This is a genomic window from Paenibacillus sp. FSL R7-0198 (assembly GCF_038000415.1).
Taxonomy (GTDB): Bacteria; Bacillota; Bacilli; order Paenibacillales; family Paenibacillaceae; genus Paenibacillus.
Genome location: NZ_JBBOCB010000001.1, coordinates 3,610,392 through 3,631,724 on the forward strand (window position 1 = coordinate 3,610,392; position 21,333 = coordinate 3,631,724).

General features: G+C 44.5%; 16 protein-coding genes and 2 pseudogenes. 6 read left to right on the forward strand and 12 right to left on the reverse strand.

Features of this window, described 5'->3' with window-relative positions:
* Positions 1-53 precede the first annotated feature (53 nt).
* Positions 54-2,177 (reverse strand): 5'-nucleotidase C-terminal domain-containing protein, encoded by a 2,124-nt coding sequence (locus tag MKY87_RS15510; protein WP_340965353.1) that lies wholly within the window; start codon positions 2,175-2,177, stop codon positions 54-56.
* A 589-nt stretch (positions 2,178-2,766) separates the two neighbouring features.
* Here MKY87_RS15510 and MKY87_RS15515 point away from each other — a divergent pair.
* The gene (locus MKY87_RS15515) at positions 2,767-3,393 is read left to right on the forward strand and encodes a hypothetical protein (RefSeq protein ID WP_340965354.1); all 627 of its coding nucleotides are present in this window, start codon (positions 2,767-2,769) and stop codon (positions 3,391-3,393) included.
* 748 nt (positions 3,394-4,141) lie between these two features.
* On the forward strand, positions 4,142-5,428 hold the full coding sequence (locus tag MKY87_RS15520; RefSeq protein ID WP_339787544.1) for a hypothetical protein: 1,287 nt from the start codon (positions 4,142-4,144) through the stop codon (positions 5,426-5,428).
* A 695-nt stretch (positions 5,429-6,123) separates the two neighbouring features.
* On the opposite strand, the pseudogene MKY87_RS15525 reads toward MKY87_RS15520, so the two are convergent.
* Positions 6,124-6,198, reverse strand: a pseudogene (locus MKY87_RS15525) (DNA alkylation repair protein); the annotation flags it as partial.
* Between the two features lie 162 nt (positions 6,199-6,360).
* On the opposite strand from MKY87_RS15525, the gene MKY87_RS15530 reads away from it, so the two are divergent.
* The gene (locus MKY87_RS15530; protein WP_340965355.1) at positions 6,361-7,335 is read left to right on the forward strand and encodes a YndJ family transporter; all 975 of its coding nucleotides are present in this window, start codon (positions 6,361-6,363) and stop codon (positions 7,333-7,335) included.
* Between the two features lie 86 nt (positions 7,336-7,421).
* Positions 7,422-7,874 (forward strand): HEAT repeat domain-containing protein, encoded by a 453-nt coding sequence (locus tag MKY87_RS15535; RefSeq protein WP_091035293.1) that lies wholly within the window; start codon positions 7,422-7,424, stop codon positions 7,872-7,874.
* Between the two features lie 180 nt (positions 7,875-8,054).
* Here MKY87_RS15535 and MKY87_RS15540 read toward each other — a convergent pair whose 3' ends face one another.
* Complete coding sequence (locus tag MKY87_RS15540; RefSeq protein ID WP_340965357.1) at positions 8,055-9,545, reverse strand: aldehyde dehydrogenase family protein; 1,491 nt, start codon at positions 9,543-9,545, stop codon at positions 8,055-8,057.
* Between the two features lie 28 nt (positions 9,546-9,573).
* A complete protein-coding gene (locus MKY87_RS15545; RefSeq protein WP_340965359.1) occupies positions 9,574-10,659 on the reverse strand; it encodes a 5-methyltetrahydropteroyltriglutamate--homocysteine S-methyltransferase in 1,086 nt (361 codons plus the stop codon).
* A 273-nt stretch (positions 10,660-10,932) separates the two neighbouring features.
* Here MKY87_RS15545 and MKY87_RS15550 point away from each other — a divergent pair, with 273 nt between their 5' ends.
* Positions 10,933-12,957: a right-handed parallel beta-helix repeat-containing protein gene (locus MKY87_RS15550; RefSeq protein WP_340965360.1), complete on the forward strand. Its 2,025-nt coding sequence runs from the start codon at positions 10,933-10,935 to the stop codon at positions 12,955-12,957.
* A gap of 37 nt (positions 12,958-12,994) precedes the next feature.
* Here MKY87_RS15550 and MKY87_RS15555 read toward each other — a convergent pair.
* Positions 12,995-13,183, reverse strand: a pseudogene (locus MKY87_RS15555) (NADPH-dependent FMN reductase); the annotation flags it as partial.
* Positions 13,184-13,425: 242 nt separating this feature from the next.
* Between MKY87_RS15555 and MKY87_RS15560 the strand changes: the two are divergent.
* Complete coding sequence (locus MKY87_RS15560; protein ID WP_340965361.1) at positions 13,426-13,884, forward strand: CPBP family intramembrane glutamic endopeptidase; 459 nt, start codon at positions 13,426-13,428, stop codon at positions 13,882-13,884.
* A 129-nt stretch (positions 13,885-14,013) separates the two neighbouring features.
* On the opposite strand, the gene MKY87_RS15565 is transcribed toward MKY87_RS15560, so the two are convergent.
* The 7 genes from MKY87_RS15565 to MKY87_RS15595 all read right to left on the reverse strand — a co-directional run bounded on the left by MKY87_RS15565 (position 14,014) and on the right by MKY87_RS15595 (position 20,907).
* Positions 14,014-14,640, reverse strand: coding sequence for a DUF2306 domain-containing protein (locus MKY87_RS15565; RefSeq protein ID WP_340965362.1), 627 nt, complete (start codon positions 14,638-14,640; stop codon positions 14,014-14,016).
* Positions 14,641-14,835: 195 nt separating this feature from the next.
* Entirely contained in the window at positions 14,836-15,795 is a 960-nt protein-coding gene (locus MKY87_RS15570) for an SDR family oxidoreductase (protein ID WP_340965363.1), read from the reverse strand.
* Positions 15,796-15,976: 181 nt separating this feature from the next.
* Positions 15,977-16,939 carry an AraC family transcriptional regulator gene (locus MKY87_RS15575; RefSeq protein ID WP_340907812.1) on the reverse strand — a complete coding sequence of 321 codons (963 nt, stop codon included), beginning with the start codon at positions 16,937-16,939 and terminating at the stop codon, positions 15,977-15,979.
* 196 nt (positions 16,940-17,135) lie between these two features.
* Positions 17,136-17,615 carry a 23S rRNA (pseudouridine(1915)-N(3))-methyltransferase RlmH gene (gene rlmH, locus MKY87_RS15580; protein ID WP_339298685.1) on the reverse strand — a complete coding sequence of 160 codons (480 nt, stop codon included), beginning with the start codon at positions 17,613-17,615 and terminating at the stop codon, positions 17,136-17,138.
* A 682-nt stretch (positions 17,616-18,297) separates the two neighbouring features.
* Entirely contained in the window at positions 18,298-18,465 is a 168-nt protein-coding gene (locus MKY87_RS15585; protein WP_017691462.1) for a CxxH/CxxC protein, read from the reverse strand.
* A gap of 340 nt (positions 18,466-18,805) precedes the next feature.
* On the reverse strand, positions 18,806-19,330 hold the full coding sequence (locus MKY87_RS15590) for a hypothetical protein (RefSeq protein ID WP_240768221.1): 525 nt from the start codon (positions 19,328-19,330) through the stop codon (positions 18,806-18,808).
* Between the two features lie 299 nt (positions 19,331-19,629).
* Complete coding sequence (locus MKY87_RS15595) at positions 19,630-20,907, reverse strand: S1C family serine protease (protein ID WP_340965365.1); 1,278 nt, start codon at positions 20,905-20,907, stop codon at positions 19,630-19,632.
* Between the last annotated feature and the right edge of the window lie 426 nt (positions 20,908-21,333).

A 21,333-nucleotide genomic window follows, 5' to 3' on the forward strand; every position in this document is an offset into this window, starting at 1 on the left:
TCCCAATCGGATGTGTTTTCCTGTTCTCATATAAAGTTTGAATAAGTTCTAAATTATGAAGCTTTTGCTGCAACAGCTTTTTCAATCAATGCTTTTGCATCGTTAGTAGTAAGACCTTGTTTAGGTTGAAGTGATTTTTTATCTGTTCCAGCAAAAATACCTTTGTCAATCAATTTTGCCATAGGTTTAATTGCATAAGCAGACACGGATTTACCATCTTCAAAACTAGCAATAATCGTAGCAGCGTCTTTATCAGTCGCTTGATCTTTTACCAATTTAGCAAGAATCGTAGCAGCTTCTTCACGCGTGATATCCCGATCAGGATAGAAGTTTCCACCATACCCTTGAATAAATCCAGCATGCGTAGCTTCAGCAATCGCGTCAGCATATGCAGCATTAGCGGCAACATCCTTGAATGCAGGTGCTGTGGTTACTTTGTTTAGTTTCAACATGTCGACCAGAGCACTTACAAATTCAGCACGAGAAATGACTTCTGTTGTTACAGGTGTTTCTGTTGGCTCAGTAGATGCAGCCAGGTTTGTGATACGTCCTTCATTTTTAGCTTCGATGCTACCGCCTTTATACGTATCTACGATGTACTGGTAGAATACATCCAGATCGATAGGACCTGCCAGGGATGATTTAGCATCCAGCAGCACTTTATAGTTATCTCCACCTGCAGCCATAAAGTTGTTAACTACAGCCGTATATGTTTTTGCAGGATCAATAGGTGTACCATCTTCAAGACTAAGACCAGTAACACGTTCTGCGACCGGCTTATTGAAATCTGCAGTGTATTTTAAACCAGAGATTTGAAGTGTTTTGGTATTAGGTGTACCGTCAGCGTTGGTACCCCATTGTTGTTGCAACAAAGTTTTAATTTGTTCGCCAGTCAGTTCCAGCTTCACTAGAGTGTTACCGAACGGTTGGATTTTGGCAAGATCAGCAAAGGTCACATCGCCTTGTGGCAGATCCGCACGAATACCGCCTGGATTCATAAATGCAAAGTCAGCAGCACTTGCCTTATCCCCAAAGTCTGCTTCACGCATTGAATCTGCAATGAGGTTGCCAAGAGGGGCTTCGTTATTATAAGCATCTGTACGGGTAACAGAACCATCCGTTGTACCTACTGGCTTCGTCAGCTCAGGATGCTTGTCCAATGATTTTTTAATAATAGCTAAAGATTCAGGGTCTTCTTTTACACCCTCTTGGAAAGTCGTTGTAACAGTCGCTGATTTTTCAGTTACATCCCCGGTAGCAGGGTCAATCATCAACTTGATATCTTCAAACGCCGTACCATAGGAATAAGCTTGAACGATCAACTTTCCATTCACTTCACCGTTAGCCAATGCATGATTGTCACCTGCAACGATAACATCAACAGGGGAATCCGCCGGTAAAGCTTTTGCCAGATCAGCTGCTTCTCCAGTAGTTACGCCTTCTTTGGTTGTTGCTGGATCATGTGCCAAAACAATGATCGTTTCTACGCCTTGGTCTTGCAATTCTTTAGCATATTTATTAACGGCTTCCACTTCTTCTTCTGCGCTCAAGAAACGTACGCCAGCTGTCCCAGATGGAGATACTTTGGCAGGTGTGGATTTCGTCACTAGTCCGATAAATCCAATTTTGACTCCACCCACTTCTTTAATCACATACGGCTTAATCAATGTTTTTCCTGTGGCAGTTTCAATCACGTTTGCATTGACGTAATCAAATTTTGCACCGGCATGCGTTACTTTTCCTTCTTTTGGATCAAGGCCACCAAAGATTTGTGCTTTCAAAGCAGCGACACCTTGGTCAAATTCATGATTCCCCAAGGACCCTACATCAAAGCCCATCATATTCATCCATTCCATGGTAGGCTCGTCACGATCCAAAGATGAGGCTGGAGCAGATGCACCAACAGAGTCTCCATTATGGAAGAGTAGGGAGTGTTCATATTTGGCTTGCGCTTCTTTGAGATAGGTTGCTAGAATTGGAGCCGTTCCTGCCTTCTTATCACCCACCATTGATGTGGTATCTAACTGACCGTGGAAATCATTGATTCCAATCAAGTGTACTTCTACATCGTTACCTGCGGCAGAGACAGAACCCGCTGCGCCCAATAGTTGCGTGAGTAATAGTGCAGCAGTAGCTACACGCAGTGTGCTTTTACCCAAAACTTTTTTCCAAAACATGAATGAAAAAACCCCTCTCCAATTTTAGATCCTGAGATATTTTACCATAGTTCAATTCATAAAAATCATAAAATATATAAAATGTATGTAAAAAAGTTGGGAGATTGATAGAGGAGATGAATACCTATGTCTCGATCTGCACCAAAATTAGTGTTTAGCTTCAATTTATTCAAGCGATTACTAGGTTTTTTTCTGGTATAGGAGACGAGAAGTTATGACGCATTGAACGTAAGTAATAGATTCAAAATTTCATATAGAAAAATATGGCTTTTATATTTTTTGTTGCTATAATGGAAAATAAAGTATGTATTTTCACTTGATGATATAACTCCTCTACTAAAAAACACTTAGCTTCCATCTCCTAAAACACACATCCCATTACATAATATGTATCAAAGATTTTCACACTTCTATTAAAGGAGGTGACCGTTGGGAGCATTTTAGATCTTAGTTCCCGTTTTACACCAGATGGGGACGTGTTACCTCACCGCTCCTGACTGAATACAACGCAGAAACATGTAATAGCTGTAAGGATTTGTAGTTCTATGCATTTAGCTTCAACCATTAAAAAAACATAGGAGCGTGTCCAATGAACAGACAACTTTTCCCCAGATCTTTTCGAATTCTTATGGCTTGCTTGTTGATTCTTGCATTTGCCGTACCAGCGACGGCTTCTGCCGGCTATCTTGGTGATAAGCTCACGATCGGCCAAAACATGGAAAAGGGTGACTATCTCACCTCCCAAGATGGTAGATTTTCAGCCATTTGGCAGAATGACGGGAACTTTGTTATCTATCAAAACGGTTCATCTCTCTGGAGTAGCGGAACTAGTAACAGTGGGGCTCTTTCATTCAATTTTGAATCACAGTACGGGAAACCTGTCATCTATAAATATGGCATGAAATATCAAGACGTTTACCAATATGGTTATCGTTTTGGTTTTAATCCGGCTACAGGTAAATTCGAATATTACACCGGTTGGGGATGGGATAAAGTTTTGGTGATCGATACTTCTGTACAGGTAGCTGCTTGGTCTCCCAATACCACCTCATGGATTCCGGGTCATCACGGAAGCAGCTTACCAACTAATACAACAGGTGATACACTGATCATGCAAAGTGATGGGAATTTAGTTCTCTATAACACAACCCTGACCAATGATTATTATCCGAACAGTTGGATTCCTGTCTGGGCTTCCAATACGGGTGGGCGTTAAATCAGATAGAGAGCCGCATGATGCGCGGCTTTTTTTTGTTTTCCAAGGAGATTGATAGACTCATCACAAATTGAATAGAGACAAGTTGGTACGATCGACCCCAGTATCATGTGGACAATATCTGGTTGTATATTCCAGACATAAAGGATCTGTTTAATAACGAAAATGTGGCTTACAAAATAGCCGACGCAACGACAATAAACTGGTCTTCGCACATGTAGCAGAGCGTTTGCGAAGCACACAGACTTAACCGGACTGATCGTTCACTGCGACCAAGGTTTCCAGTACACGTCTCATGCTTACCACGACATGCTATTAAAATTTTGGCACCCAAATAAGCATGTCTCGTCGAGAAAATTGTTATGAACCCTCTATATGGTAGATTCTTCTCGCATCTCAAACCGGAAGGACTCTATTTTTATCATATCCGAACGGTTATCGAAGCACAAAGAAAAATCGAAAGATATATCCGTTTTTAAAACAGAACGCCCACAACAAAAACTAAAAAACTGACGCCGGTAGAGTACCTACACTAGTTTGCACCGCTTGTTCCAATTTAGTCCTTTTAACCCGATTTTTAAATATCATTTAATTTTGGAAAGACTGATATTCGTTGATATAAAAGGAAAATCACATAGTCCAAAAGAACTAGAAAAACTTTCTAAAAAATGCATTACATTTACATATAACATTTATTTTGGTATCTTTGAGATCAGGAATAACAATCCAATATTTAGGAGGTTTAATTTTGAAGAAGCTAAAATCTTTATTTATTGCCACTACATTATTTACTTTTTCTCTGAGCGGTAGTGTTTTTGCATCAGAAGAATCATCAAATGATAGTATCAATATTCCAAGTCACACCGTTTATAACTTAGATGAAAAGGGTGAAAAATTAAGTAACCTATCCAATTTCGTCTCCAGTGATATTGATATCTATTCTATTGAGAATGATGTGAAAAATTCTATTTCTCTATCTGGTAATGTAAAGACAACTAATGGTGAAAAAGATTTTCAAATTACAGGAGAGTTGAAGAAAGCTGGTTATACTGATAGTCTAATTGTAGGTGATTTAACTGATAGCACAAACAATTTTGAAGTTGTCTATTTTGGTATTGATAAAAAGCCAAACAGCAACTTAGCATTATTACAAGACACTTTTGCTAATGATGATAATGTTGTTAAACTGTATTTGTTTGAAAAAGACACAAGAACCTTTACTTTTTTGGAAACAGATCAGTTAGATAATAAGCTTAACACAGTTGAAATATTTAATAATTCTAATTCCCTCAACGAAGCAGAGCATGAAGACATGTTCTGGTACAGCAAAATATTAGAGCCGGTACAAGAAAAAGTTCAAGATGGAATAACAACATTCGCATTGGCAAGTGGTAAGTCTGATAAAACATATACCGCAGTATATAATGCGGGTGTTGCTAAAATAACTGAAAAAATGACCGTAAGAGGATATGTTGAGGGGCCGACTGCTCTTAGTGGATCTTCTGGAGATTTCACTACAAAGCTGTATCCTCTATCTGTTAGTACAACATCTGATGTCGGGTCTGTTAATTCAAAAACTTCAGGATGGAAAATTGGTGTTTATCAAGATACAACCCTTGAAATCTATACAGCACCTGGTGATGTAATAAGATCAGTTATGTGGGATTCTTCGTATTCTAGCCTTGCAAAGCTTAAACTCAATGTTGCTTGGGGGCTATCAGCTCCTAAAACAGGTTTGACTTTTGGAGTAGGCTACACTAACTCACAGAACGTAGGTGCAAAAACGTTAAAAACTTATGATAACAGTGGTACCGATAAGGTCAGAAGAACTAAAGTAACTGTACCCAAAAGCCAGACACTTGCACAGCCGGATCATTCACTAGATTCAATCATTAAAGTAGGGCACTACACTACTCCGGGACAGAAGACCTTAAATCTTAAATTTACTTACTATATTGCAAATAGTAAAGATCCGTATAATTCAGCTACAGGAGCACAGTCACATAATCTGTCGTTCTCTTACAGTTCAAAATAATCTGATGTATGGCAGAGCACTCATTTGTGTTCTGCCTTATTTTAATTTTTAGTTGTGCAAAGCTTCAAGTGTCAAGAATCGTTTTAAGGAGTAATTTAATTTCGTATTGAAGATCGTAGCAGTGTACGCTGGAATCGCAGCCTTATACATACAAGCGCTCAAACGGCCAATAACTTTTGGTGGCCCATTTTGAACAATTGCAACTGCAAACTACCTATTGAGATGATAGTGGAACTACATAATATTACGAGATTATAATCGGTAATTTGAATGAAAATAGGTGCCCCACATATGTCCTCAAGTGAAAAATGAAAGAATCCGTGGACTAAATGCTGAGCTGACCCCAAAACGTGAAACAAATCAAAACACCTTCAAGAGAATGAAACCTTGTCGCAAGATATGGAGAACATCTTAGAGGTGTTTTTGTAATAGCAACCAGTTGGTAAGCAATATAGCTACGGAATAGGTTTAGAGATTTTTTCGCCCTCCTTATGATAAGGTTCCCCGCACTGTGATCTCACTTTGTTCAACCATCGGCCATTATTTCAATTAAAAGATGCTAAAAAAAGACTAAACATTTCGTTCCACATATTCACGGGGTTCTCCACACGAATAAATCTCATTTAAAAAAACCGAAACACGGCATATCGTCCTTCAGGCATTCGATCTTTATCTCGCGAGGACTCTTCAAAATTTGGTGTTTGTCCAGTCCATCTCAATCGGGCTTGATAATACCAGAAGGCTCGCCTTTGAAGAGCGAAAGGGCTATTTCTCATGACTCCATCAACCGCAGTAAGTTAAGCTTATTTTCATATATTGACAAATAAATGTGTTAGACTACTAAAAGAAGAATTGCCGATCTATACTAAAGAATGCTACACAACTGGATGCAGGCAAGTATTACGATAAACATAGTTTAGAAAGGAAGCGCCATGAATAGCTCCCTAAAGCAACTAATAAAATTATTATTAGCACCAGTGTTTCCCGGTGGAATCATAACCATTCTGATATTTTATCTAAATTACTTTCCATTCGAACTTGTTGAAAAATTTCTACTGTTTGCGGCTTTTGTCATAGTCCCTCTTGTGATTTTACTTTTGAACTATGACGAAAAGAATAAACATCAACGAATGATGTATGCCGCTATGAAGTGGCTTCAATTTCCCGCTGCGCTTCTTACTCTAGCTTCGGTAATGAGTAGTAAGATGTGGGGGTTAGAAAGTACGGCAATCCCAGGAATTCTGTCCCTTGGGTGGCTACTGTTCACACTGCTGCTTGGCATCTATGGCTTGACCACGATTGTGATCGCTAAAGGAAAAGCAGCGGAAATAGCAATTGGTGCGGGGCTCGTTTATTTTTTTATCGGAGGCATTTGGTTTACCTTATATCAATATCAAGTAAACCTCTTCCAGGCTAATCCTGCAACGCACGCGTTAAGCTCGGTTCACTTTCATTTTTCATCTGCAATCGTTCCAATTTTCATTGGTGAACTGGGACGCATCATGACGAAGAAAAGCTGGTACCCCTGGGTTGTTGCCATCGATATCATCGGACCCATCTTGATTGCTATTGGTATGATTTTCTCCAAGCCGATTGAATACATTGGTGTCGCTTTGTTCGCCTGTAATATTGTGGTTTACACCGCATATCTCCTTACTTACTTGAGGAAAAACGCTTTGAATATTAAGGCAACCATCTTTTTAGGCCTTTCTTGCCTAGCCTTTTACACGGTGGTTGTCATTTCCATCTTCTATCCGTTACTGAAAAATATGTACTCATTAACCATACGCGATTTCATTCCCATTTACGGAGCTCTGCATGCGTTTGGTTTTGTCTTATGTGGACTGATTGGTTGGGTGTTCATGGTAGACTTCGTTAAGGAAAAGGCTAACCAATCGGCTTCATAGGAGTAGTTTAGTCAGGTTCGTGCTATAATAGTGTTTAATAACATTCATCATTCTGCCGAGATGGCGATGATTAAGGAGATTGAATTTTGACGAACAACCATGAAGTTGGAGCAGTGAACGAACTACCGGAGAACTTTGAAGAGCTCAAACGAGCGGCTAACCGGACGTCAAGCTGGAGAGACAGACTGAATGCGGTGAACGAATTGGGAAACTGGGATACAGCCCCTACCATTAAGTTACTTCAGCATGTTTTGAAAAATGATCAAGTGTTCCAGGTGCGTGAAGCCGCATATCACAAGCTGAAACAGTTGGATGAAGATGTACAAATGCCTGCCAAAAACAAAGGCGAGCTGTTTAAAGGTACTAACAAAATTTTGCTGCGGATCAAAAAAAGCCTTCCTGAAGGTCATACATTTGAGGAATTTAAGGAAAAACTGCAAAAGACACGTCTTGATCTCTATGATACTTACGAGGGCGACAAAGATGCTGAGTTCGACGCCTGGCTCCATGGAATTTGGGAGACACTAGGTAGAAGATAGCCGCCATTCACCGTAAAATAGCTGAATACAAAGCCACTCCAAAAAATGGAGTGGCTTCTTTATTTCTTATTATTTTGATTGTCACCAGATTTCATCTCACTCTTTAGCACTTTGAAATAGCCTACATTTAATTTCACATGTACATTCCTCGTACGATGTCAAAGTTGTGTGCTATAAGATTTATTCTGGTATATAAGGAAGATCCAGTGTCTTCGGAACGTTGATGACATGTTTTTCTGTATAAGTGCGGATACCTTCGGCACCGTATTCACGGCCAATACCAGATTGCTTGAAGCCACCGAAAGGGAACCGAACGTCAAGACCCTGAACAGCAGCTGTATTGATCATGGTCGTTCCAGCTTCGAGTAGACGTGCGACGGAGATGGCATCCTCTTCTTTGCCCCACACAGAACTCGTCAATCCATATATGCTCTCATTGTGTAGATGAATAACCTGCTCTTCATCGTCAAATGGCAGAATCGGAACTGTAGGACCAAACTGTTCCTCTACGACAATCGGATCATGAACATCGCAACCCAAAACAAGCGTAGGTTGTAAGAAGTAACCTTGGTCAAACAGCTTCTGATCAAGAATTTGCCCGAGAGGGATGACCTTAGCCCCGCGCTTTTGCGCATCTTCAACCAAACCAAGCACGTAATTCTTCTGCTTCAGGTTATTAACCGGGCCTACCGTCGTATTTGAATCAAATGGATCACCAATTCGAATCCAGCGATTTGCCGCCTCTATATATTTTTCCACAAACTCATTATAAATAGAACGGTGTACATACACACGTTTGGCGATCATACAGATCTGGCCTGCAGTCAAGAAATTAGAAATGACAATCCGGCGCATGGCTCGCTCATCATGAACATCAAAACTTTCCAAGAAGATAGCCGCATCATTGCCACCAAGCTCAAGCGTCATATCTTTAATCGTTTCCGAAGCTGCTTTGATAATATGCTTAGCTGTTGCGGTTCCCCCTGTAAAGGCGATCTTCGTAACATGAGGATTCGTGGTCAGTTCAACGCCCACATCCGCATCACCATGAACGACATTGATTACACCAGCCGGGAACTCACTCGCAATAATCTCTGCTACCTTCGCTGCCGCCAGTGGTGCAAATGGGCTTGGTTTAAGCACAATCGTGTTGCCCGCAAGTAAGGCAGGAGCAATCTTAATGGTAGATAAAGCAATGGGATAATTCCATGGACTAATCGCTGCCACCACACCAATTGGATCATAGGAAAGAATAGTTTTACCATTCTCGTGCTCTTTGATCTCTTCCTGTAGAGCCGATTTGGCTTCATTACAAGCAAACTCCATCCACATTAACGAAACATAAATTTCACCGTGTGCATCATACAGGGGCTTGCCATGCTCTCTGGACAGCAAATGAACAATTTCATTCTCAGCTGCTCTAATCTTCTCGATCGCCTTGCGCATCATAATAATGCGTTCATCAATGGAGGTCTGCTTCCATGTTTTAAAAGCCCCTGCCGCTGCTTCAATCGCTTCAACCGCTTGTTCTTTCGTAGTGACAGGGAAATAGCCTACGATCTCAGCGGGGTTTGTCGGATTCTCTTTTGCTAACTGCGAAAGGGATTTTACATTTTGACCATTAATGAACGCTTCAACGATAACTGTCTCTTGGTCTGCTTGTGTCGTCATTTTGCATCCCCTCCGTTATTTAGATGGATTAATTCCAAACTTCTTCTGCAATTTCCTTCACATAACGAAGTTTACGCCATTGTTGTTCTTCCGTTAAAATATTGCCTTCTTCTGTAGACGAAAAGCCACATTGTGGGCTCAAGCAAAGTTGCTCAAGTGGTACATAGGTTGCCGCCTCTGCAATCCGGGCTTTAATCTGTTCTTTATCCTCTAACTCGCCTGTTTTCGAAGTAAGTAAACCAAGCACGATTTTCAAATCTTTTCGATTCACATATTGTAAAGGCTCGAAGCCACCTGAGCGCTCATCATCAAATTCCAGGAATAATCCATCTACGTTTAAGCCACCAAAGATAACTTCAGAAGCGTACTCGTAACCACCCGTTGAGAAATAATTTGATTTATAGTTACCACGACAAATATGCATCGTCACAACTAAATCCGCCGGTTTATGAGCCAAAGTTTCGTTAATCATTCGCTGCATCGTTTTCAACTCTTCTGCCGGTTCCAGACCTTTGGCACGCAGCTTATCATGACCAGCTTCTGAGAATAGGTCTGCCCAAGCGGTATCATCTAATTGCAGGTATCGACATCCCGCATCATAAAAAGCTTGAATGGCTTTTTGATACGCCGCAATCGTATCCTGAAGAAATTGCTCCCGGTCCGTATAGATATTGGCACCATTTTCCAATCGATATAGAAGCATGTTTGGACTTGGAATGGTCTGTTTCGCCACTGTGTCACCTGCATGCTTTTTCAAAAACTCAAAATCCTTAACAAAGGGATGACTCGAGAAATCAACTTTACCAACAACACGAATCCCACCCTTGCGCGTTTGCATGTTATGGAATTTTGGTCCGTCTATTTGCTCATACAACTCTACGCCATCCAAGCCGCCCAGAAAATCAAAATGCCACCAGCTTCTGCGGAATTCACCATCCGTAACTGCCAATACGCCATTTTCCTTTTGCTTTTCAATAATTCGAATAATCTCTTTATCTTCTACAGCTCTTAATTGCTCATATGTGATGTTGCCTGATTTATATTGTTCACGTGCCTGACTTAAATCTGCAGGACGTAGAAAGCTACCTACATGATCATTACGAAATGGTATCATAAGTATTTCTCCTTCTAACTTTTTATTCTAATGAGTATAGCATGGTCAAAAGGAATGCCTGTTATATGAAAAAAACATGGCTGGTTATAGCTTTTAATAATAGCTAAAGTTTCGAAAAACAAAAAAACCACAACCTCATAGGGTAATGATGTGGCTTACCTTATATCAGTATACCTTTAGCCCGACACCTGACTTCCTATCTCTCCCAATACATTTATTTTCTAGTATAATAACGAGATACAACAAACATTTTTAAATAGAAGGAGAGTTGTTATGGAATATCATGTATCCAACCATGGGAATGATCAAGGAAAAGGAACAGCGGATCAACCCCTTCGTACCATATCACGCGCTGCGGCTCATGCCATGGCTGGTGATACCGTTATTGTTCATGCGGGAGTATACAGGGAATGGGTTAACCCGGCGAATGGAGGAACAGCGGAGCATCGAATCGTATATCGATCCGCAGGAGACGGGGAAGTTGTGATTACAGGAGCTGAGCGGATTACCAACTGGAAGTCTGAAGGAGACCATGTTTGGAGCACAGAAGTGCTCAATTCCCTCTTTTCCATTCGCAATCCCTTTGAGGTGGAGCTCAGTGGAGACTGGTTGTTTGACGGGCCTTTCCCGGTTCATCTCGGCGATGTCTATTTGGATGGCAAATCATTGTATGAATGCGATAGTATCGAAAGCGTTCACAACCCTATAGTTTGGTCTGAAGCCAAGTATCCCAAGGATTCATTGTTAAAATGGTATGCCGAGATTGGTTCTACGACAACCAAAATATGGGCCCATTTTGGCGGAAAGGATCCTCGTAAGGAAAATGTAGAAATTAATGTACGTCCTTATTGCTTCTGGCCTGAGAAACCGGGAGTTAACTACATTACCGTAAGCGGTTTCACTCTTCGTCAGGCCTCCCCCCAATGGGCGCCACCTACAAACTACCAGGAAGGTTTGATTGGACCTCACTGGAGCAAGGGCTGGATTATTGAAAACAATATAATCAGTGAATCCAAATGCGTTGGTATTAGCCTGGGTACCGAAATCGGCACAGGGCACACCAAGTCTTTGGAGAAGCATAGTAAAGGCGGTACTCAACGCGAGCAGGAGGTTATTTTACGAGCATTACGCTCCGGCTGGCATAAGGATAACATCGGCAGTCACATTGTTCGAGGTAATGTGATTCATGATTGCGAACAGGCAGGTATTGTGGGTCATATGGGAGCAGCCTTCAGCCACATATATCAGAACCGTATTTATAATATTCACCACAAACGACTCAGACACGGTGCCGAAGTTGCGGGAATTAAGCTTCATGCTTCCTTGGATACTCAAATTAGCGAAAATATAATGTATAGCTGTTACCGTGCGCTTTGGCTGGACTGGCAGGCACAGGGCACTCGCATCAGCCGTAATGTATTTTTTGACAATCTTTCGGAAGACCTCTTCGTTGAGGTTTGCCATGGTCCGTATATGGTCGATCATAATCTATTTCTCTCTCCGATGAATTTCAGAAATATGGCTCAGGGCGGGGCATTTGCTCATAATTTGTTTGCAGGGAGATTTGTAGTTCGTTCTGAAATTACTCGTATTACGCCATATCACTTCCCTCACGAGACTGCCATGGCCGGATACTCCAATATCACTGGAGGCGATGACAGGTACTACAACAATATCTTTATAGGTGACAATGATCCTAATAAGGAGCCTGTTCCTGTTACCTTCTTTGAGCATCTTCCACTTAAACCAAGGGATGAAGTTGGAGAGGACGGAAAGACGGTCATGGATGGTGTTCCGGACAATTCCATATGCCATCTGCATGCTGTGGGACTTGGCGGCTACGATCAACATCCGGATGTGAAAGATAAAAAATGGTGGGAATACACCAAAGAGGAGCTTCTTGAGCTTGGCGATGCCGCAAAGGATTTCTTTATAGGCAATGCCGTACTTCCGGTAGCCATGGGTGGAAATGTATTTCTTAACGATGCGGTTCCAAGTCGTCACGAATCCCAAGCGAAGATCGTTGCACAGAAGGGCGTAAAAATTGAGATGAATCCTGCACTAGGCAAAGTACACATTCAGATCCATGATCCCGAATTGCTTCGGGGAACCTCTGCAATGTTAGTTTCCACGGATCTGCTTGGAAAGACTTATCACGCCAACATGAAATTTGAGGAGCCGGACAGCACTCCATATCATTTTGACTCTGATTTCTTCGGAACAAAGAGACCCGATGCAGATGTCACACCTGGTCCGTTTGAGTTAAGCGAGAAGGGTACGATTGATTTTGAAATTTAGTTTATTCTTGAGGGTCCAGTCATGATTTTAGGTGAAACTTTTCATGAACTATGCCAATATATACTTCATTTCCCGGCAAAAGTGGCGAGGAAATGCCCGAAGAAAACATAATATCACGAAGATGGCCTTGAGCTTTGACCGAACCCAGCAGCCCCATGGAAGATCCTACGATCCATGAGGGTTTCCCGATCATAACTCGATTCACTCGGGATAACCAATTGACCGAGCGAGTAGAAGGGGTCGGTTCCTTATTCTTAACACTCCTATTGAGCTTAGCAGCCATCCTATTTTATAAGCTTATTATGAAATACGTGGCATGGTGGCCCATTCCAGAGCTATCCGGGCAGCATGCAGGGGTGGAAGCTGTCCGGGGCATAATCACGGGAGCCATATTCTACACTTATTATTGTTCTGCTCGGCGGCTACTCCTTCCAATGGGCTGCTGCTGCAGATCCGGTTTCTATTCTCATGACGTCCATTGAAACTGCGCTGAGCACAGCCATCATCGAGGAACTGGTGTTTCGTAGATTGATGCTTCAATCTATACAGAAATTATGGGGCAGCTGGATTGCACTTGCGGTAACCTCGCTTACCTTCGGGGCCTTCCATCTTGGCAATCCAGGAGCGACACTATGGAGCGCACTTGCCATCACCCTGAAAGCAGGGGTTCTGCTCGGAGCTGCATTCTTGTGGCGGCGTAATTTGTGGTTCGCCATGGGGCTGCATTTTGCTTGGAACGCACTTGAAGATGCGCTTGGCATTCCTGTGTCCGAACTCCCTGCGGCCGGGTTGTTTACGGTGAAGGCTAACGGCGCGGCATGGCTTACGGGGGGAGATTTTGGCCTGGATGGCTCTATTGTTACGGTGATCGTGGAAATTGTGATTGCCAACCCGATGCTGATCGGTGCTGCACAGAAACGGCCATGATTTGTTTCCCGCTATTTGGATGGAAAGTTGGAGCTTGAAAAGATTGTCCAGCTCATGAACTGATTCGATTAATTCTCATTGTACAGAAGGAGCTCATTTAACGTTCCTTCTGTAGCTGGCAGTTGTGAATCATTGCCGCTGCCGCAACCTCATTCTGGAAATCACGGCTTCTATGACGAGCAGATTAGGAATCCAACAAACCCAAGCGACAACCCGAAACCCCGCCTCGAAATCGCCAAGCAGAAGATTCAGCGGCGCTAACCAGATTCGAAGCGTGACCGCTGCAAAAGTAAGCGCATAACTGCGAAGCATCCATGCTTTATGAGCTTGGATGTCTTTCGCCATGATTTTTCTCGTTGCAATAAGCGTCGTCGCAACCCACAATACATCGAGCGACATGAACCCAAGCCCTGCAATCCAACCTCCCGTGGCAAAAAGGGATAAATAAACACTCACGATTCCACTAACTGTAATCGAAAGAACATATCCATACCCCAATAGGCGATGCCAACGTTTCCTATCATTCGTTGGCTTCATAAATAGTTGAAAGGGTCCTATGATCAAGGCAAATATCGCGGTAACAATATGGATGTATAGTACATATATCCATGGTTTGAGTTCAAAATTCGGCTTTTGCAATTTGAAAGAGACAAGTCCTGCATCACTAGCTTTAAGCACGCCATACTGAACAATTGCGTATCCGGCAATCGAAAATGCAAGAATGAAAACGAGTGACCGAATCATCTTATTTCCCATTAGAATTATCCTCCTCCGTTGATGCACCGTGAAGCTGTTGTCCCTTTAAACTCTATAGTGGCTATAGAGTCAATACCGATCTTCTCGATTAAGGCATCGGCCAGAAAGGGACATACAAATTCAACGCTTGTCGTGGTCAAGTTTCCTGCCGTACTTTTGGTGCAAACGGATCTTCGCTTCCTCCCAGCTTTACAGTTAGAAATAATACCCCTTCCGAATATCATCTAAAAGGGTAGGATGTACTGGTTTCCATCCTAAACGCTCCTGCGTCAACGCACTGGAAGCCGGATTATCCGTTTTCGTGAAGGGTGCAAGCCATCCGAAATGTTTACCTGCTTCTTCAACCCCAATACCTTGGACCGGCAAGTTCAAATGGTGGCCCAAAGCCGTGGCGATCTCTTGAAATGGAATGCCCTCTTCGCTCACTGCATGAAACCGGGACCCTGCCGGAGCTTGTTCTAAGGTGAGTCTAAAAAGGCGCGCCGCATCCAGTAGATGCACGGATGGCCAACGGTTGTTACCGGAGCCTGTATAGGCGGAGAACCCCTTCTTGCGAGCGATGTTCACCAGATTTGGGAACAAGCCCGTCTTATCGCCTTCACCGTGTACGATCGGTGGGAGGCGTACAATCGAGGAAAGTATCCCACGATTTTCCAAGTCTAGGGTGGTATGTTCTGAAATGATGCGTAATCCACCTTGCGATTGAGGATCCCCAGCGCTGGCCTCCGTTCCGAGACGGCCGGGAGTAAGCGTCATCGTAGGCATCGCGACGACAAGCGCCCGGTCACCGGCGGGTAAGGAGGTGCCAAGTGTCTCGATGGCTCGCCTATCGGTCTCAATTGCAGCCTTCATAAATCGCATCACTACATGACGAGGATTCCCTCCGAATAAAACCCTAAGCCGAGTTGGAAGGCCCGCATGCGAGAACTTGTGGAAGAAGGCCAAATGAATGACCCCGTCTACTGCAGTAGCCACTTTGCGCAAGCCTGCTAAATCCTCAATCGAACCGACTTGAACCTGGGCACCCAGTGCCGTAAGCCGTTTGCCGGCTTTTTCAGAACGGGCAAGACCAACCACTTGATGACCGGCATCCAGCAGTTCGCGAACGACCGCCCCTCCGATGAAGCCTGTCGCCCCTGTAACCAATACACGCATTTTCAGAAATCCCCTTTCCTATCGATAGGATGTTTACTCTTAGTATAGGGGATTGACTACTGCGGTCTTTGCCTTTTCCGTCGGAGTTTTTGCCTGATTCAACAGATTCCGCCGCTTAAAAAGGAAAAATCCGCTAGGCTCTATGCCCGCGGAAATTCGAAAAGCCGTTTACATGTGCGTTTCACTTCAACTTTTGCTGGTCCTGACGCCACCTTGTGATATCTCTAGTTGGAGGACACCCAAAAAATCGGCTGTAATCGCGACTAAATTGGGAATCGCTCAAATAGCCTACACGCCGGCTCGCCGTAGTTGCGTCAATGGAGCTGGATAACATTAGACGCCTCGCCTCTTGCAGGCGCAGCACCTTTTGATATTGCAGAGGGCTCATCGCAGTAGCCGATCTGAAATACTCGCGAAACGACGATTCGCTCATATGGACCAGCTCCGCCAAATCCGCCACTTTCAACGGCTGAGAAAAGTTATTTTGGAGCCAATCAATCGCTTTTGCAACCTGCTGCATGCCCGATTCCGCCAGAACAGTCTCGGCAACATAAACACCGATTGGGCTACGGAGGATGCGGATATAAATCTCGTCTTTCACCAATGGAGCCAGCATTTGAGCATCATCAGGAGAGGACAGGCAAGCCATCAATCTTGCAGCGGCGTTCATCATGGCCAAGTCTGCTTCGATGACATAGCACGCACTGCGATTGCGAACCTCCGGTAAACCATTAGGAAATACCATCGGCAGCAACGAAGCAATCCTTTGCGGATCGAGGTATAGACCTATCCCCAAGAACGGTATTTGGGGGCTGGCCTGCATGATTTTCATCGCAACAGGCAAGGCAACGGGGGCAATATACATTCGCGAAGCACCATACTCATAAGCATCCTTGCCTACGGTAATTCGCTTTTTCCCTTGCGCTGCAATGCAGATTGCCGGCGAGAACATAGTGTGAACATCATCCGCCGCTTCTACTTGCGAATATCGGTTCACATAAAGACCATGGATCGGTGAAGCATAGGTCCCATCCTGCGAAGTATGCGTGTAAATCAAACTTGCCAACCGAGCTGCTTCACTATCTAGCGCTGAATTGGCATCATCTAATACAGATACATCCTCATATTTATAGTAATTGTCCATGTTCACAAGCAACTTCTTCCCCCTCAGATGTAACAGGATGATAGGCATGTTCATGATACCACAGGCGCATCCAGAAAGCTTAAGCATTAAAGTTAAATTAGCATGGATATCTCAAGTCTACCCTTCTGCAAGTACGAGGGGATTCCCTGCTAGCACGAAGCGGACAGTATTTCTCGCTATCGCCTCCCAATGTGCTTTACTTATGATACGGTTCCCCCCGATTGATCTTCACCGCACGATAAATCTGCTCCACCAGCACCAGCCGCATAAGCTGATGCGGCAGGGTCATGCGCCCGAAGCTCAAGCGTTGCTTAGCGCGGCGCAACACCTCATCGGAGAGCCCGTGGCTTCCTCCGATGACAAACACGACATGGCTCGTCCCATACGTGCCGAGCTTGTCGATCTCCATTGCCAGCTCTTCGGAACTCCAGAGCTGGCCATCCAATGCGAGCGCAACAACATGCGCCTCGCTCTTCACATGCGCGAGGATGCGTTCGCCCTCGCGCTCTTTTACCGCCCGAACCTCAGCTTCGCTCAGGGTATCGGGCGCCTTTTCGTCTGCGACCTCGATCATCTGAAACTTGATGTACGGGGCGAGCCGCTTGGCATATTCCTGAATGCCCAGCGTGAGATATTTTTCCTTCAATTTGCCTACGCCAATAATCTGAATAAACATGAAAATCCATTCCTCCTAAATTGTCTTGCGAGATATTCTATAAGTAAGATGCTTCAGCGCATCGTTCGTTCCAACCGTAGTACACCTGCACTACACATTTCTCCAAATTCTAACGAACTCCACACACCTTATTCAGCCCCATTGCGGCTACTTTAAAATCTAACGAATCTGAAACACGCTATCCCAGTTAAAACAAGCGTTCCCCACCTCTTACGAGGTCTTTTCAGTAATATAGCGTGTCTACGATTCGTTAGATTTCAACCAGGCGGTATTTGCCACGAATAAGATTCCTCAGGTTCGTTAGAGCTACTCGGCCAAACCAAGCCTCCATCCCTACCCACATCACTGCCACCAACGTCACTTTCCCCCATGCCCTGGCGGCTTTCATTTCTATTACCTACACCCCTGCACGGTTGTTACAACCTGGCTCACCCCAACTCAGAACTCGGCTCGGCGCCTACCTAGCTTAATCTTCTCCTACTGTCCTACTCCACCGTCCGCCCCTTCAACCATCGCCTAACTCTACGCTGCCTAACAACCACCACCAATTCCCCATACAAAGACAAAAAGAGCGCTCATCACGCTCTCCTTGGCTTCTTGCTGTGATGTTCATACCGGATGGAAAGTCAGCCCGAAGCGCCACATTAAGTCACGCCTCCAGCCGTCTAAGTCCTACAGTACGCTAAACGACGAGGAATTCCGCGTGCTGTTCGCACTCAGCGCACTTCGCAGGCGGGTCCCAATCGGCAAATTCCGTCTCCTTCAGATCAACGATATCTGGAGCGTCCTCATACTCATCGACAAACATGTCGATGGCAATGTCCACGTGTTCTTTGCATACAACGTACATCCGTTAAGCATCCTTTCTGTAACCAGCTATGTTCCCGATTCACAACCGCTTATCCCATTACAGGATAGCCACTTCTCAGTTCTATCACACCTGCCGCCGAAAAGAAACCCCCAGCCCTAATTTATCGTACCCAACATCCACCAAACCTCTCCATTCGCCGTAAAAGAACACAAAAAGCATCCTTTCCAGATCCCTCTACGGTACCTGAAAAGAATGCTCCTGTAACAGTAACAATCCAATTCACATTGCGAATGAATCTTGCTCCGGCGCCTGAATTACGAAAACAGAGTTACTTATTCCCCTGTTCCATTCCATGAATTGTTTCTATCCCAAACGCTTTTTAATTCAATCCCGACTGCGCCTTCGTCAACAGCTTCCCGCCTTGAAAAGCAATAACCGCATTGGCACCATTGCCAGCTGTGCCTTTATAGTTGTAAACCACCATATTCTCCGCTTCACTCAGCGCTTCACCTTCACCGCCAAGGATCTCGATGACATCTTCCACCGACATGCCAACCTCAAGCTTCTCATACTGGGCAAACGTAATCAGGACCCCATCGCCTTTCCCGGCCGATCCGTTATTTCCCGATGTTACAGGCGTTTGACCACCAGCTCCACCTGCAGCAATCACATTTGTACTCAGCTCATTCAACTTGGTCTCAAGTGCTGCGATCTTTTGCTCCTGCTCAACGCTCTTGGCTCCCTGCTCCACCAGTTTCTTCTCTAGGCCAGCAATCTTCTCCTGCAAAGCACTTGTATCTACAGATGCTCCTGTCGTAGCTACCTCAGACCCACAGGCCGACAGCATAAACAGTGACAGCGCCAAGCTCGTTCCCCCAAGCATCTTTTTCTTCAAATGTTTCATCAAAAATACCCCTTCCATTCTGAAATAAAAATATGATCGACAAACAGATGTTATTGCATCAGCGACCGTCTCCAACATATTGTCAACAGTTTACCACAGCCCTAGTCTTATGTATCTGCTCCTTTGGCTCCGGGTCTAACTGATCATGAAAACATAAAAATGGTTAATCTACTCATTTACTGTCGAATGAACACGTCCACCCATAGTAACTAAAAAAGAGTGGTCAGTTGATCTGATCACTCTTCTAGCATTCCCTATTTCAATCCACGCAACAGCATAAGATCCATTCGAAAATTCCCTTACTCCGGTTTATCCGTCAGCTTCACGGATACTTTCTCCGCTTTGCCATCCCGGTAGAAGGTCACTTCAATCGTATCGCCAATCTTCTTCTGATCGTACAGATATTTCCGCAGATCCAGCGTGGAGGTAATTTTTTGCCCGTCAAATTCCGTAATGACATCATTCAGCTTCATACCTGCTTCAGATGCCGGACCGGATGCTTCCAGCACAACCACACCGCTGTCCACGTGAGATGGCAGTTTCAGATCTTTACGCTGCTCGTCATCCAGTGGTGCATAAGGGTTGCTCAGATCAACCGTGTACACGCCCAGGTATGGACGAGATACTTTGCCGTTCAGTAGCAGGGAATCTACCGTTTTCATCACTTCGTTCATCGGAATCGCGAAGCCGAGACCTTCAACACCCGTATCCGAGATCTTCATCGTGTTGATGCCAACCACTTTGCCGTTCAAGTCGACCAAAGCACCGCCGCTATTACCTTCATTAATCGCCGCATCCGTCTGAATTACGTTTTGTTCCCAGTCGTACACCCCGTCCTGATTAATCGATACAGGCAGAATACGATCCGTGTAACTGACAATACCGGATGTCAGCGTACCGCCCAGACCGAGCGGGTTCCCGATCGCCAGCACCGTTTGACCACGCTGAAGTTTGCTGGAATCACCGATCTCCGCCACTGCACCCAGCCCTTTATCTTCTGCAGATAATACAGCAATATCGCTCACACGGTCCTTGCCGACCAGCTTCGCTTTATGTGTCTCCCCATCTACGGTCACAATCTCCAGATCACTCGCACCCTCCACTACGTGGTGGTTGGTCATGATGTAGGCCTTGCCATCTTCCTTTTTGAAAATGACCCCTGAGCCCAACGCCGAATCTTCCATCGACAGACTGCTACCCGTTTTATGGTTCACAATGCTCACCACGGAAGGACGAACGTGTGCTGCTGCCTGAATAATCCGATCGTATGGATCAGCTGCTTGCACTGTCTGTGCACCGCCTCCACCACCATTACCTGTAGCATTAGCCAGCGGTAACGAAGCGGGCTGTGTGATGAAGCTAAACAGCATGACGGTCACGATGGAGCTGATCACCGAGCTAATCACAGCTACCTTCACTGTGGAACTGATTCCCGTACGCGATCTGCGCGGATTGCTCCAGCGGTCACGTCCACGTGCTCTGCCTCCAGGGCGGATGATCTGAAGTTTGCCTTTCTGTTCAGGTTCGGCGCGTCTTGATACTTTGGTTGAATAAAAATCGTCTCCAAACAATCCCATCGTGATCCTCTCCCCTTCGTTGTCACGCATCAAGACCCTGACTGCCGCCTAAGTTGTCGCATGGTTCAACGATGGTGTTCTTACGTTACCCCACTCCAGCCACAGCCGAGCTTTCGATCGCTGTTACTCACAAATTTTTTTATTTTCTTTTTCCTAGGTAAAATTTGTTCATAAAAGCGAACGCTACGCTTCTCCAGCCTCGTTCTGTGTCTTTCGTTACGTGCGTACCGTAAATAACCTCTCGCTTTCCCATGCTTTTTTTGCATTTATATAAAATGGTCTTGCATATCGCCGCATCCCGGCATCAAATCAAGATACAGCGTCTATGTACAACAGAACGGACACGCCATTCTGTCAGTGACTCTATCAATCATGCTCTCGCATTCTATGACATGCCATTTCACACGCAAAACAGCCAAAATCACA

Bases quoted from the DNA above. Each gene is read 5' to 3' on its own strand.
- MKY87_RS15510 (WP_340965353.1), bottom strand. From the start codon at position 2,177: ATGTTTTGGAAAAAAGTTTTGGGTAAAAGCACACTGCGTGTAGCTACT.
- MKY87_RS15515 (WP_340965354.1), top strand. From the start codon at position 2,767: ATGAACAGACAACTTTTCCCCAGATCTTTTCGAATTCTTATGGCTTGC.
- MKY87_RS15530 (WP_340965355.1), top strand. From the start codon at position 6,361: ATGAATAGCTCCCTAAAGCAACTAATAAAATTATTATTAGCACCAGTG.
- MKY87_RS15540 (WP_340965357.1), bottom strand. From the start codon at position 9,545: ATGACGACACAAGCAGACCAAGAGACAGTTATCGTTGAAGCGTTCATT.
- MKY87_RS15545 (WP_340965359.1), bottom strand. From the start codon at position 10,659: ATGATACCATTTCGTAATGATCATGTAGGTAGCTTTCTACGTCCTGCA.
- MKY87_RS15550 (WP_340965360.1), top strand. From the start codon at position 10,933: ATGGAATATCATGTATCCAACCATGGGAATGATCAAGGAAAAGGAACA.
- MKY87_RS15560 (WP_340965361.1), top strand. From the start codon at position 13,426: ATGACGTCCATTGAAACTGCGCTGAGCACAGCCATCATCGAGGAACTG.
- MKY87_RS15565 (WP_340965362.1), bottom strand. From the start codon at position 14,640: ATGGGAAATAAGATGATTCGGTCACTCGTTTTCATTCTTGCATTTTCG.
- MKY87_RS15570 (WP_340965363.1), bottom strand. From the start codon at position 15,795: ATGCGTGTATTGGTTACAGGGGCGACAGGCTTCATCGGAGGGGCGGTC.
- MKY87_RS15575 (WP_340907812.1), bottom strand. From the start codon at position 16,939: ATGGACAATTACTATAAATATGAGGATGTATCTGTATTAGATGATGCC.
- rlmH (WP_339298685.1), bottom strand. From the start codon at position 17,615: ATGTTTATTCAGATTATTGGCGTAGGCAAATTGAAGGAAAAATATCTC.
- MKY87_RS15585 (WP_017691462.1), bottom strand. From the start codon at position 18,465: ATGTACGTTGTATGCAAAGAACACGTGGACATTGCCATCGACATGTTT.
- MKY87_RS15590 (WP_240768221.1), bottom strand. From the start codon at position 19,330: ATGAAACATTTGAAGAAAAAGATGCTTGGGGGAACGAGCTTGGCGCTG.
- MKY87_RS15595 (WP_340965365.1), bottom strand. From the start codon at position 20,907: ATGGGATTGTTTGGAGACGATTTTTATTCAACCAAAGTATCAAGACGC.